General features: G+C 40.7%; 7 protein-coding genes. 5 read left to right on the forward strand and 2 right to left on the reverse strand.

Translation table 11 applies throughout. The features are described 5' to 3' along the window. Nucleotides 1–224 precede the first annotated feature (224 nt). The 4 genes from RMZ42_RS11955 (at nt 225) to RMZ42_RS11970 (ending at nt 8730) form a co-directional block, all read left to right on the forward strand. On the forward strand, nt 225–1010 hold the full coding sequence (locus tag RMZ42_RS11955; protein WP_322671643.1) for an MOSC domain-containing protein: 786 nt from the start codon (nt 225–227) through the stop codon (nt 1008–1010). A 534-nt stretch (nt 1011–1544) separates the two neighbouring features. Then, on the forward strand, nt 1545–5231 hold the full coding sequence (locus RMZ42_RS11960; RefSeq protein WP_322671644.1) for an ATP-binding protein: 3687 nt from the start codon (nt 1545–1547) through the stop codon (nt 5229–5231). Continuing rightward, nucleotides 5228–7063 carry an EAL domain-containing protein gene (locus RMZ42_RS11965; RefSeq protein WP_322671645.1) on the forward strand — a complete coding sequence of 612 codons (1836 nt, stop codon included), beginning with the start codon at nt 5228–5230 and terminating at the stop codon, nt 7061–7063. Before RMZ42_RS11960 ends, RMZ42_RS11965 begins: the two co-directional genes overlap by 4 nt. Before the next feature lie 266 nt (nt 7064–7329). Next, the gene (locus RMZ42_RS11970; RefSeq protein WP_322671646.1) at nt 7330–8730 is read left to right on the forward strand and encodes a response regulator; all 1401 of its coding nucleotides are present in this window, start codon (nt 7330–7332) and stop codon (nt 8728–8730) included. A gap of 164 nt (nt 8731–8894) precedes the next feature. On the opposite strand, the gene RMZ42_RS11975 is transcribed toward RMZ42_RS11970, so the two are convergent. After that, nucleotides 8895–9569 carry a response regulator transcription factor gene (locus RMZ42_RS11975; RefSeq protein WP_322671647.1) on the reverse strand — a complete coding sequence of 225 codons (675 nt, stop codon included), beginning with the start codon at nt 9567–9569 and terminating at the stop codon, nt 8895–8897. 162 nt (nt 9570–9731) lie between these two features. Further along, nucleotides 9732–10829, reverse strand: coding sequence for a HAMP domain-containing sensor histidine kinase (locus RMZ42_RS11980; protein WP_322671706.1), 1098 nt, complete (start codon nt 10827–10829; stop codon nt 9732–9734). Nucleotides 10830–11481: 652 nt separating this feature from the next. On the opposite strand from RMZ42_RS11980, the gene kdpA reads away from it, so the two are divergent. After that, complete coding sequence (gene kdpA, locus RMZ42_RS11985) at nt 11482–13167, forward strand: potassium-transporting ATPase subunit KdpA (protein ID WP_322671648.1); 1686 nt, start codon at nt 11482–11484, stop codon at nt 13165–13167. The last annotated feature ends 64 nt before the right edge of the window (nt 13168–13231 follow it).

The raw sequence follows: 13231 nt of genomic DNA on the forward strand, positions 1-13231 counted from the left end.
CCCTGCCCCGAAGCCGTGAAGCAAAGCGGAACATGGGTATCAAGCCCCGTCATAAAGGACGTTCTTGATTGGTCGGAGTATCAAGCTCAAGCTCCGTCCAATCCTCCCCCTTGCTCCCTGCTCCCTGCTCCCTGCTCCCCTGCCTCTTTTGACGGGTGTCTAAAATGTTTGTATTTTGAATTTTGAATTTTGAATTTTGAATTTTGAATTCGGAGCGAAGCGACGTGACGCCTTACCTAGCTAAGATTTTACTGTATCCAGTTAAATCACTGGATGGTGTTGAAGTTGAGAACGCTAGAGTTCTTGCCAGTGGCGCACTACAGTATGACCGCGAGTTTGCCCTTTTTGACGAACAAGGTAGATTTGTCAATGGTAAGCGTCATGCTAAAATCCATTTAATAAGGGCACAATTTGCACTCTTAAATAGAACTATCTCGTTGCAAATTCCCGATCGCAACTTACAACAAATTTTTCATCTGGATGAGGAACGGCAAGCATTAGAAGCAACTTTGAGTGATTATTTTGAGTTTGCTGTCACATTGAGACAAAACTCTTTGATGGGTTTTCCTGACGATACACACTCACTTGGCCCAACGGTAATTAGTACGGCCACATTGGCAGAGGTAGCTTCTTGGTTTCCTGGTTTAAGTGTAGATGAAATGCGGCGTCGGATGCGTGCCAACATCGAGATTGGGGGTGTACCAGCATTTTGGGAAGATCAGCTATTTAGCGAACAAGGTGATTTAGTCTCTTTTCGAGTGGGAGATGTAGACTTTTTTGGGGTTAACCCATGTCAGCGTTGTATAGTCCCAACACGCAATTCTTATTTAGGGGAAGCTTACCCAAACTTTCAAAAAATCTTTACAACCCAGCGACAAGCAACTTTGCCAAATTGGGTTGCTTCATCGCCTTTTAATCACTTTTATCGATTGAGTATCAATACTCAACTACCCCCATCATCAGCCGGAAAAATTTCAAAAATTGGCGATCGAGTCGAAATTGCCATATAAGAAAATTAACATTTTGTCAATATAAAAAATACAAAGTAAATTTTTTCTATTTTTTTTTGTTTCTGCTGTGTATTTGCATAACAATTCTAAAATTGCTGTAATTAAATATAAGTTCTTGTGCAAATCCAGAGGTTTCCAGACCAGAAAATCAACACATCAGCAATTACAAATTAAATTTAGGATTGGGTGCTAATGGCGACCTGAATTTTAGAATGGCATACTGGAGCTTATTGGTTAAATTTCAGTTCATCTGAGAAAATTTGTGGAAATAATTGCCAGATAAAATTGAGCAAATTCAAGTGCGATGGCGTATCCACATAGACGATTTCTATAGTGGACTACTCCTGTGCAAAGTTTGAAAATTAGGCGTTGGAGGAAGTTAGCCAGTCAAACAATTATAAGTATTTCGTACGATTTTATACTAAAAATATAAAATTTTCATAAAGAGCGATGTCTGCCGTAATTATACTTATATAGAATGTAGCTAGCACGGCAAAATGCACCTAGTAGATGCTGGGGAAGAATAAAACTACAATGTTATCCAAACTTCAGCCCGTCAAATCATTTAATCGCTTAATTGGCAAAGTTTATGCCAAGATGCCCCTGAGATATGTTCTGATTGTGCCCTTTATCTTGCAAATTTGTGGTGCGGTAGGACTTGTGGGCTATCTTTCGTATCAAAACGGGCAAAAAGCGGTAAGTGAGCTTGCTAATCAATTAGAAAATGAAATCTGCGATCGCATTGAACAGCATCTCGATCGCTATTTAACAACTCCAAAGCAAATCAATCAAATCAACTTAGATGCGATTGAGCTAGGTTTGCTCAACCTTTCGGACTTTCAAACCACCGGCAATTACTTTTGGAAACAAATGCAGGTTTTCAATGTTGGCTACAACAGCTTTGCCAATTTCAAAGGTGAGTTTATTGGTGTTGAGCGTCTAGATAATGGCCAGCTCTTAATTAATGAAGTTAGCGCCAAGCATGGTGTAGGCAAACTCTATGTTTATCCTACAGACAAGCAAGGAAATCGCCGCCATTTACAGCAAGTCAAAAATTACGATCCTCGCCTAGAAGCTTGGTATACAGATCCAGTTAAGAGAAGCAAACGAGTTTGGAGTCAAATTTATCCATGGGAAGATAAACCAGAAGTTTTATCCATATCTTCCAGCTATCCTGTTTACGATAAAAATCGCAAATTTGTTGGGGTGATTAGTGTTGATTTGCTCTTATCACAAATTAGCAAGTTTTTAACTAAGTTAAAAATCAAAGAGTCGGGTAAAACTTTTATTTTAGAGCGTTCTGGGTATATAGTGGCTTCTTCTACTAGCGAGCCACCATATACGATCGTTAATGGTAAAGGAAAACGTCTATCAGCATTAAATAGTCAAAATTCTTTAATTAAACTCACTACACAGTCTTTGATCGAACGCTTTGGTAGTCTAAAGTTGATTGTGGGGAAGCAACAGCTAAGTTTTACCGCCGATGGAATGCGTTATTTTGTACAGGTAAAAAGCTGGAGGGACGAACTGGGTTTAGATTGGCTAATCGTGGCGGTGATTCCCGAAGGCGAATTTATGGAGCAAATTAATGCCAACACCCGCATCACTATTTTGCTGTGCATAGTTGCTTTTTTAGTGGCTACAAGAATTGGGATTTTGACTGCTCGTTGGATAATTAAACCGATTTCACAATTAAACAGAACGGCAAAGAAAATTGCTGAAGGTGAATGGGAGGAAACACCAAACATTCAGCGTTCCGATGAACTGGGAGAACTAGCTAAATCATTTGAAACTATGGCAAAGCAACTCCAAGCATCCTTTAGCGCTTTAGAAGCAAAGAATGCCCAGATGCAAGTTTTAAATGAGGCACTATCTCATAATCAGAGTCAGCTAACTCAATTTTTAGAAGCCATACCGGTCGGTGTATTTATCATCGATGCTGAGGGTAAACCTTATTATACAAATCAGATTGGGCAGCAAATTCTCGGTCAAGGAGCGATCGCAGAAGTCACAGTCGAAGAATTGCCAGAGATATATCAAGCTTACCTTGCCGGGACAGATCGACTTTACCCCAGCGATCGCTTGCCGATTTTGAGAGCATTGCTTGGGGAAAGCATCAGAGTTGATGATATGGAAATTCGCTATTGTGGCAATATTACTTGCATTGAGGTTTTAGGAAAGCCAATTTATGATGAATCAGGGAACGTGGCTTTTGCGATCGCCACATTTTTTGATATCACCCAACGCAAACAAACAGAAAAGTTATTAGCGGAATACAATCGCACCTTAGAGGCTCAAGTAAAAAAACGTACCCAAGAGTTTCAGCAAGTTATTGAGCAACTGCAAACCACCCAAGAAGAACTGATTCAATCGCAAAAAATCGCTGCACAGGAACAACAAGCAGCCGTTCGAGAAGCCGCGCGGAGTGCTGCCGCCAACCTCGCCAAAAGCGAATTTCTGGCTAACATGAGCCACGAACTGCGTACGCCACTCAATGCCATTCTTGGTTTTACCCAAGTCATGAGTCGAGATTATTCGCTATCTAGCGAACATCAAGAAAACTTGGCAATAATTAATCGTGCTGGCGAACATCTACTCAAATTGATTAATGACATTCTCGAAATGTCTAAAATCGAAGCTGGCAAAATCACTTTAAATTCCAGCAGCTTTGACTTAATTCATTTGTTGAAGAATTTAGAAGAGATGTTGCACTTGCGTGCTGCATCTAAAAATTTAGAATTACTGTTTGAATATGCGCCAGATATTCCTAAATACATAGAAACTGACGAAAATAAATTGTGTCAAGTATTGCTCAACCTCTTGGGAAATGCGATTAAATTTACCGAAAAAGGGAGTGTGACGCTACGGGTGAGACTAGGGGCTGGGGATTGGGGACTGGGGGCTGGGGACTGGGGACTGGGGACTAGAGAGAGCGAGGAAAAATTGAATTTTTCGTTTTCACCCTTACCTCATGCTTCCTACCCGTCTGCTTCTTCAGCCCAATCCCCAATTCCTAATCCCCAATCCCTCATCTTCGAGGTACAAGATACTGGCTGTGGTATTGCCCCACAAGAACTTGACTTGCTGTTTGAGGCTTTTGAGCAAACTGAAATCGGCAGAAAATTCCAACAAGGGACGGGACTGGGTTTAGCGATTAGCCGTAAATACGTGCAACTGATGGGAGGAGATATTACTGTCAGCACGATGCCTGGTGTCGGTAGTACATTTGCCTTTGATGTTGAGATTGCTCTAACTTGCCCCAGAGAAATCCCGATCGACCAAATAAAATCACAAATTAGAGCTTTAGCACCTAGTGAAAAAGTATACCGTATCCTAGTAGTTGACGATTCCAAAGAAAGTCGTATATTGCTAGTTAAAATTCTCACATCTCTTGGCTTTGAAGTTAATGAAGCTACAGATGGTAGTGAAGCGATCGCTAATTGGGAATCTTGGCAACCACACTTGATTTTTATGGATATGCGAATGCCAGTTATGGACGGTTACGAAGCCACAAGAATTATTAAAGCTAGAGAAATCGGGCATGGAACAGCCAATACGTCGCGGAGGTTCCCAAAATTGAAACAACTGGTATCATCGGGGAGCCAGTACCTTGCAGAGGAGTTAACCGATTCCGGCGAGGGTGAGGTTCTGAAAGTTGTATGCAAATCTTCTACACCCGAAACAACTGGTGCGATCGAAAATGATGCTTCTGGTGCGTCCACTTGGTGTAAGCGAATGCCAACAGCCTTGGCTCCTCCTGACGACTTCTCTAGAACAATGCCAGATCGCTCCAATACCAATACAATCATTATTGCCCTAACTGCTAGCGCCTTTGAGGAAGAACGCCAGAAAATTTTGTCCATTGGCTGTGATGATTTTATTCGCAAGCCATTCAAACAGGAAGTATTATTGGAAAAACTGAGCAAACATCTGGGTTTAAAATATACCAATCAAGTAGAAACCACAAACACAGTAGTTGCCGATCGAGGTACACAGATTTTTGTAAGTGTTGCCGAACTCCTGGGTCATTTATCACAAATGTCACCTGAGTGGCTCCAACAGATTCACTATGCCGCAGCTAGCTGTAGCGATGAACTGATTTTAGAGTTACTCAAAGAAATTCCATCAGATAATGCTCAAGTTTTCCAAGTTCTCAGGGATTTAGCAAATAACTACCAGTTTGAGAAAATCATGGAATTGACTACAACAAACTTAGAATGAATTACGAGCATTTAGACCCTAATAAAAAAGATATTTTGATCGTTGATGATATGGCGGATAACCTCCGGGTTTTATCCTCCATATTGACAAGAGAAGGGTATAACGTTCGTAAAGCTTTGAACTGGCAAATGGCACTGACAGCGACTCAAACATTATTACCTGATTTGATTCTACTCGATATCATGATGCCAGAAGTAGATGGATATGAAATTTGCCAGACCTTTAAAGCTTGGGATTTAACAGCCGATATTCCAGTAATTTTTATTAGCGCTTTAGACGATGTTTTTGACAAAGTTAAAGCCTTTAAAGTAGGTGGTGTAGACTACATCACCAAACCTTTTGAGTTTCAAGAAGTTTTAGTGCGCGTGCAAAATCAACTGGCATTGAGATCGGCGCGATTAGAAATACTGAAACTAAATGTTGAACTTGAAGATCGGGTAAAACAACGGACTGGAGAGCTAGAAAAAACTCTCCAAAAACTTCAACAAGAAATCGATTCCCGCCAGAAATTGCAAAGTCAACTGCTAGATATAGCACTGCATGATTCCCTGACTGGATTATCAAACCGAGTTTTGTTTATTAGGCGACTAGAAAATGCTCTAAATCGGGCGAAACAAGAATCTAATTATCAGTTTGCAGTACTTTTTTTGGACTGCGATCGCTTCAAAGTTGTTAATGATTCTCTTGGTCATCTGGTAGGAGATGAATTGCTGATAGCCATTGCTCACCGCTTACAAGGATGTATCATACCTGTTGATACTTTAGCACGATTGGGCGGGGACGAATTTGGAATTCTCCTAGAAAATATCACAGATGTCAATATAGCAATCCAAGTTGCAGAAAGGATTTTGCAACAGTTATCACTTGCTTTTCAACTGTCAAGATATGAAGTATTTATGAATGCCAGTATTGGCATTAGTTGGGGCAATAAAGATTACGATCGCCCAGAGTATTTGCTGCGAGATGCTGATACGGCAATGTATCGGGCTAAGGCTCAAGGAAGAGCCAACTATCACGTTTTTAATCCAGCGATGCATCAGGAAGCTATTCAGCTTTTAGAGTTAGAAAATGACCTGCGGAGGGCTGTGGAAAGGCGAGAATTTCTCGTTTACTATCAGCCAATTATTTCCCTGGTTACAGGTAGAATTTCTGGATTTGAAGCCTTGGTACGCTGGCAACATCCGATCCGTGGTTTGGTTTCTCCTATAGAATTTATTCCTGTGGCCGAAGAAACGGGTTTAATTAATGCCATCAATACTTGGGTATTACAGTCAGCTTGTCATCAATTAAGCATCTGGCAACATAATCCAGTCACACCAGAACCTCTAACTATAAGCGTCAATTTGAGTGCAAGGTTATTTTTACAGCCAAATTTGGTAGAGCAAATTGACCGAATAATTTATGAAAATCAAATAAATCCCGCATATTTAGAATTAGAAATTACCGAAAGTGTAATTATGGAAAATACTGATGCAATCAAAGGAATTCTTGAACAACTAAAGCAGCGAAAAATTAAGTTGATTATGGATGACTTTGGTACAGGATATTCCTCTTTAAGTTACCTGCATAGCTTCCCTTTGAATGCACTCAAAATTGATAAATCTTTCGTCAAGCGGATGCAGGAGAATAAAGAGAATATGGGGTTAGTACCAGCAATGATTGGCATTGCCAACTCAATGGGGATGAGTGCGATCGCTGAAGGTGTCGAAACACAAGAACAGTTAGCCCAATTGAGAAGTTTAAACTGTAATTTTGCTCAAGGATATTTATTTTCTAAACCCGTAGAACAACGACTGGCTGTTGAGTTGCTCGCTTCAGCACCTCAATGGTAGCTATCAAGTAGCACCTGGAAAAAATTTCATTTCGATCCTTGGCTAGATAATCTGTGAGTGCTATTTATTACAATCGTGACAACAATTCATCGTGTTGCCAAAGGTGATAAGTGGCTAATAGCTTCGATAATCTGCAAAACTCTCCAGCCACGTGAGAGTTAAACTATAAATATAAATATTTCGGTGAAATCGGTCAACAAATTTTAGGGTGATTTCAAACAAGGATTTACTATCCTCAATAATTATACGCGTAACTTTGATCAATAATGCATTTTAATCAAACTAACCATCAGAAAAGAAATATTTTGGTGGTCGATGATACCCCAGATAATCTGCGGCTTTTATCAGCGATGTTGACTGCACAAGGTTTTGAAGTTCGCAAAGCCTTAAACGGTAAAATGGCACTGACTGCATGTCAAATGGTTTTGCCCGATGTGATTTTGCTGGATATCAATATGCCAGGTATGGATGGCTACCAAGTTTGTCAACAACTAAAAGCTGACGATAAAACTAGTGAAGTCCCAGTAATTTTTATTAGCGCTCTGGATGATGTTGTCGATAAGGTAAAGGCATTTGATGTTGGTGGTGTAGATTATATTGCCAAACCTTTTCATGGTGCAGAAGTGGTATTGCGTATTGAAAATCAGATTAATTTACGCTTGCTCCAAGTTAAACTGCAAGAACAAAACTTTTTACTCCAACAGGCTCTTGACAACTTGAAAGCCTCTCAAGTTCAACAAATTCAGAACGAAAAGATGGTGGCGCTGGGACAGTTAGTAGCTGGACTAGCTCATGAGATTAATAACCCGATCAGTTTTATTTATGGAAATCTCCAATATGCTGGTCAATATGTGGAAGACCTAGTGAAGATGATTGAGGTCTATCAGCAAGAATATCCCAAACCCACACCAAAAATTCAGCAGATAGCCAAAGATATAGACTTGAATTTTATCATTAAGGATCTGCAAAATCTGATAGGTGCAATGTATAGAGGCTCCGATCGCATTCAGGAAATTGTACTGGCGCTACAACATTTTTCTCGGCATGATGAAGCAGAGATGAAACGAGTCAATATCCATGAAGACATCGAAAACACTTTAGTGATGTTACAACATCGGCTCAGGGAAACAGCCAATCGTCCGGCAATTGTTGTAGTGAAAGATTATGGTAACTTGCCCCTAGTCACTTGTTATGCGAGTGAACTAAATCAAGTATTTATGCATTTGTTGAATAATGCTATTGATGCAATAGAGGAGGGAGTAGAGAATGGAAAGTGGGGAGCAGGTAATCAATTTCCAGATGAAGCAATGGGAAATGAAGCATGGGGAATAGGGAATCAATCTTCTCCTCCCCAAATTTGGATTCATACAGAGGTGACAGACTTGAACCTAGTCAAAATTGCGATCGCTGATAATGGTCTTGGTATTGAAGAGTCGTTGCGATCGCGTTTATTTGACCCATTTTTTACCACAAAACCTGTGGGTAAAGGTAGTGGACTAGGATTATCCATTAGCTATCAGATTATCGTCCAAAAACACCGAGGAAATATAAGCTGTAACTCATCTGTGGGCAAAGGAGCAGAGTTTGCGATCGAAATTCCCATAGAGCAGCCTAATATCTCATCGCAATTTTCAAAATCGGAAAAGGGATTAGGGATTAGGGAGTAGGGGAGAAATCAATTCAAAATTCAAAATTCAAAATGACGCTCGCGGACTCGCTAACGCTGCGCTAACAAAATTCAAAATTGAAGATTCAATGCCCAATGCCCCATTCCCCATGCCCAATGCCCAATGACAAATGACAAATGACAAATGACAAATGCCCAATAAATCTAATTAATCAACAATTCTGGTGCTACCAATCCTTTTTGAATAGCTAAGACTGCGGCTTGAGTGCGATCGCGTACTTCTAGTTTTTGTAAAATAGCATGGACATGAACCCGCACTGTACCAGGGGCAATGTAGAGAATTTCAGCAATTTCTTGATTGCTTTTGCCAGCTGCTACCAGTGCCAAAATTTCTTGCTCCCGCTTCGTTAAAGGATTTTCTAAAGATTCCTCAGTTTTTCCAGACTGCACCGCTATCGAATTACCCTCAAAAGCGGCTCTAATTTCAGTTGTTGCCGTTTGATCCCACCAAGAAGCGCCCGCAGCAACCGATCGCACTGCTAATATCAAAGACTCAGCCGGAATACCTTTAAGGCAGTAACCTTGCGCCCCAGCGGCAATTAACCGCGAAATCAGGGGTTTTTCAGAACGAGACGTTAAAACGAGAATTGGTAAATTTGGGTGCTTCTGCTTGATTTGACGACAAGCTTCAATCCCGCCAATCCCTGGTAAACCTATATCCAGCAAGACCAAATCCAGAGGATAGTGATTGGCTAATTCTACAGCTTGTTCCCCATCTTCTGCTTCTGCGACAATCTCCAAACTGGTTTCTTGTTGTAACCGCATTCGCAAACCAAGCCGAAATAATTCATCATCTTCAACTAGTAAGATTTTTGTCATTTGTCATTTGTCATTTGTCATTTGTCATTTGTCATTTGTCATTTGTCATTGGTCATTGGGCAGGAGGCAGGGAGCAGAAGTTCTTTAATCCATGAATTTTGTTAGCGCAGCGTTAGCGAGTCCGCGAGCGTCATTTTGAATTTTGAATTTTGAATTGATTTCTCATCTTCCCGGTGGCGGACAAGCTGGGAGTCGGAAACCAAACAGTGCGCCGCGTGGTGAGCGATTCTCTGCCCAAATTGTACCCCCATGAGCAGTAATAATTTGCCTGGTCAAATAAAGTCCTAGCCCAGAGCCAGTGACGTGGCGATCGCTATTTCCTTGATAAAATCTCTCAAATAAGTGAGGTAACTCTTTTTCGGTAATCCCGGAACCAGTATCGAGTATTTTTACCACTTGATCGCTAGAATAACCTTCAAATACTACTTCCACTTTACCGCCACGAGGGGTATGGTTAATGCCATTACTCAGGAGATTGCTGAAGACTCGCCCAAGTTGCAAAGAATCGCCATTTACCCAGAGAAAGCTGCGAAAATCTGATTCGCCATAGTGCAGAGAAATATAAACCTGGCGTGTTTTCGCTAGTTCTGTTAGGGTAGCAACGATTTCTTCCGCTATTGTCACCAAGTTAACTGGTGATATCTGTAGTTTCAGTCCTTCGGCATCATTGCGGTACACATCTAAAAGCGTTTGGACTAATTGCAGTGTACTCTGATGACTGCGAGCCATTGTTTGTAATACTTTTGCTTGCATGGGCGTGATTTTACCGAATTGCTCATTTTGAAAATATTTCAGCGTTTCAATTGCTCCTAATAAAGGTGTTTTCAAATCATGCGTTAGGGTAGAAACAAAATCTTCACGCATGATCGCTAGTTGTTCTTGGGAGCGTAATTGTGCTTGGGTATAAGCGATCGCTTCTTCATTGCGGTGGTTGCGGTCACTTAACCAACCCGTTACCATCAACGCCAACACTGCAATCAGCCTATTTGCCAATGTTGAGAGATAAAGTATTTCTCTTCCGGGAACAAGCAAGTCTAATAATGTTAATCCTGTAGCTGCAAGAGTGATCCCCAACACAGCACCCCGATTCAATCGTGAATTTGCTAACAAAATCGTCCCTGTGTAAAGGTAGCCAAATACGTACTCAGGTGGTGTTGAAAATTCCAACACTATCACGATCGCAAAGGCGATCGCTATTAGCCCATAAGTCTTTCCCCGCTCATTTATCGCTTCTTTCATAGTCAATAATCGACTTAACATCGTCATTTATGATTTACTAAAAAATTTTGATTTTCCAATCTGTATAACTATTTAATTGACCAATTATGAGTTATCTGCAATCTATATCTGCAAATGCCAACTTAAGAATTAACCCGAAAATTACGATTCTCCAAATGCAATAAAGAAGACTGGATAATGGAAACTGGGTAGTTGCCCACAAGAAGCGGCGTCTCTACCACTATCTTCCAAAACCCTAATCCCATTAAGAAAATACTTTATGATATTTATATTCTTTGAAAGTAGCAAACTTGCAAAATGTATTGTATAAACAAATAGTCCTAAGTAGTGAGATAGATAAATTAAGAGTCAAAATTAAATATTCTTAACGAAAACTTTAATAAGTATCTAGAAAATAGTCATAACTGAAAATATTCAGGAGTTATCTTAGCCGTAGTGGTACGTTCAGCCAGTATTGAGTAACAAGTTATGAGTAAAAATTAGTACTTATGAATCTTACTACTCTCAGCCGAGGCACTTAATACTCGGAACTGATTTGATGCTGAGTGCAATTATTGCTTTTTGTACTCAGTACTGTTTAGGAAAATCCCTTGAAATCAAATACTCCTACAGTTAATCTATTATTTCTAAGAATTGGCTTGCTACTACTTAAATTTAATTTAGCGCGAAATATATGGGACAAGGTTTTTTGCAAATTGGCTTAACGCTATGTATTGTCATAGCAATCACTCCATTATTCGGAAAATACATAGCTCGTGTCTTTTTGGGAGAAAAAACACTGCTTGATTTTTTAATGAACCCCATAGAGCGGAGTATGTTCGTATTTGCGGGTGTTCGGAGAAAAGATGACATGACGGTTTGGCAGTATATCCGGGCCATACTCTGTTTTAATTTGATTATGGGTATTTCAGTGTATTTCTTGATCTATTTTCAGAGACTCTTACCCTGGAATCTAAACGGCTTCGGTTCGCCCAGATGGGATGTATTGCTGCATACAACAATTTCATTTGTAACGAATACTGACCAACAACACTATGTAGGTGAGACAACCTTAAGCTATTTTAGCCAGGTAGCAGCTTTAGGCTTTTTGATGTTCACCTCCGCAGCCACAGGTTTAGCTGTGGGAATTGCCTTTATTCGCGGGTTAACGGGTAAAAGATTGGGAAACTTTTACGTCGATCTCGTCCGTGGAATTACGCGAATATTGCTGCCGATTTCAATTATTGGCGCGATCGCCTTACTTATAACAGGTGTACCACAAACCTTAGCTGGAACTATGGATGTGCAAACCTTAGAAGGCGGGACGCAATATCTGGCCAGAGGCCCGGTGGCATCCTTTGAAATGATCAAACTTTTGGGCGAGAACGGTGGCGGCTTTTTTGGCGTCAACTCAGCACATCCCTTTGAAAATCCCAATGGCGCTTCTAACTTGATAGAAATGCTCGCCATGATTTCTATACCAGCAGCCTTGATTTACACCTACGGTATATTTGCCAATAACATCAAACAAGCTTGGCTACTTTTTTGGATGGTGTTCGTGATTTTTGTGATTCTCGTGGGAGTGACAGCCGTAGGAGAACTGCAAGGTAATCCCCTGGTTAATACCGCCTTTGGATTAGAACAGCCCAATTTAGAGGGGAAAGAAGTTCGATTTGGTTGGGCACAAACAGCATTTTGGGCAGTGATGACTACTGCTACTATGTCTGGTGCTGTGAACGGGATGCACGATTCTTTGATGCCGCAAGGAATATTTTCGACTCTCTTCAACTTATTTATCCAGGTTATCTGGGGTGGTCAAGGAACTGGAACAGCTTACTTATTTATTTACTTAATTCTCACAGTGTTCCTGACTGGACTCATGGCAGGACGTACTCCAGAGTTTTTAGGACGCAAAATTGAAAAAAGGGAAATCGTTCTCGCCAGCGTAGTGCTGTTGATTCACCCAATTCTAGTTTTGATTCCCAGTGCGATCGCTTTGGCTTATCCCATCTCCCTATCTGGAATTAGCAACGCTGGCTATCACGGTATTTCTCAAGTAGTTTATGAATATGCCTCAGCAGCAGCAAATAATGGTTCGGGCTTAGAGGGTTTGGGGGATAACACCCTGTGGTGGAACTTGAGTACAATAGTTAGCCTAATCGGAGGACGTTACATTCCGATGATTGCTATCTTGCTGCTAGCTGACGGGATGTCTCGCAAACAACCAGTAGAAGAAACTCCTGCTACCCTAAGAACTGATTCTTTGGTATTTACTAGTATCACAGCTGGGGTAACGCTGGTTTTGGGAGTATTAACTTTCTTTCCCGTTCTGGCTTTAGGCCCCATAGCCGAGGGTTTAAAACTAGCATCTGGCAGTTAGAAAAGTTATGAGTTATAAGTTTGAAATTAAGAAAATATCAAAAAGTAATTCAGGAGGCAGGAGG

Origin of the sequence: Nostoc sp. DedQUE05 (genome assembly GCF_034530955.1) — a bacterium.
Lineage (GTDB): Bacteria > Cyanobacteriota > Cyanobacteriia > Cyanobacteriales > Nostocaceae > Nostoc.